This window comes from Actinoplanes solisilvae (assembly GCF_003999975.1).
Classification (GTDB): Bacteria; Actinomycetota; Actinomycetes; order Mycobacteriales; family Micromonosporaceae; genus Actinoplanes; species Actinoplanes solisilvae.
Genome location: NZ_RJAC01000095.1, coordinates 1 through 763, shown reverse-complemented (window position 1 = coordinate 763; position 763 = coordinate 1). Strand labels below are relative to the sequence as shown.

1 rRNA gene is annotated in these 763 nt (G+C 56.1%); it reads right to left on the bottom strand.

The window, feature by feature from the left end:
- A 23S ribosomal RNA gene (locus EER30_RS48300) occupies window positions 1-763 on the bottom strand; the annotation flags it as partial.

Sequence of the window (763 nt, the reverse complement as noted above, 5' to 3'; positions counted from 1 at the left end):
GGCAGAAATCACATTGCGTTAACATCAGTTGTGACCATCGCAATGCTTTGTTTTAATTAAACAGTCGGATTCCCCTTGTCCGAAACAGTTCTAAATTGGTTGTTAGCTGTGCAGGGAAGGCAGGGCACCAGGTCGCCCCGGCACCACCGCGTCCTGGGGTCCTCCAGCAGGCGCAGGAAAAGGTCCGCAGCCAGCCACAACGAGGCAGCCGGCCGTAGTCCTCCTCCCGCCTCCCACCTTTGTCCCCCAGACCCCTGCACCCAACCTTTAGAGCCAATTCTTTTTCCGAAGGTACGAATCTGTTTTGCCGACTTCCCTTACCTACATTATTCTATCGGCCAGAGGCTGCTCACCTTGAGGACCTGATGCGGTTATGGGTACGACTGGACTTGAAGGTAAATTCCTCCCCCCAATTTTCAAGGACCATCGGGTGCGCACCGAACACCCCAGAAGGCGGGGTGCTTTACCAGCCCTCGGCCCCTATCTCCGGCCAATCCGATTCCAGGGGCCTCGCGGGTCTTGTTAAAAAGAAAAGAGAACTCTTCTCGGGGCATCCGCTGGCGTCTTGGGGTTCGTTTGCGTTGCCGCGCACGTTCGCTGCCCAAGTCTCAGTTCGGGAATATTGACCCGATTCCCTTTCGGTCGACGGCAGGAGTTACGGGCCACGGAGGACCCACCCTGCGCCATAGAAACGAAGTTACTCATTCCCTTAGGATCGACTAACCCGTGTCCAACTGCTGTTCACACGGAACCCTTCCTCACT